Raw genomic sequence first — 223 nt, forward strand, 5'->3', positions numbered from 1 at the left:
ACCTCCGCGCCCTGGCCTCGGGCCTTGCGGACGGCCTCGACGGCGAGGTCCACGCCCTTCGACCAGAGCATGCGCGCCACGAGCGCAACCTTCAGGGGCGGCTCGGCGGGACGGGGGGAGGGGCCGAGGACTTCGGGATCGATCCCGGCGCCGCCCACCACCGTGACCTTAGGGCCTAACGGGTCGAGGCCGAGGAGTCGGGGGTCGTCCGTATTCTCGACGA

The 223-nt window shown here is 72.6% G+C and carries 1 pseudogene; it reads right to left on the reverse strand.

The features are described from left to right. Nucleotides 1–223: pseudogene (locus tag E4K09_RS15965) on the reverse strand (glycosyltransferase family 4 protein); the annotation flags it as partial.

The sequence above is a fragment of the Microvirga pakistanensis genome (genome assembly GCF_004458765.1).
Classification (GTDB): Bacteria; Pseudomonadota; Alphaproteobacteria; order Rhizobiales; family Beijerinckiaceae; genus Microvirga; species Microvirga pakistanensis.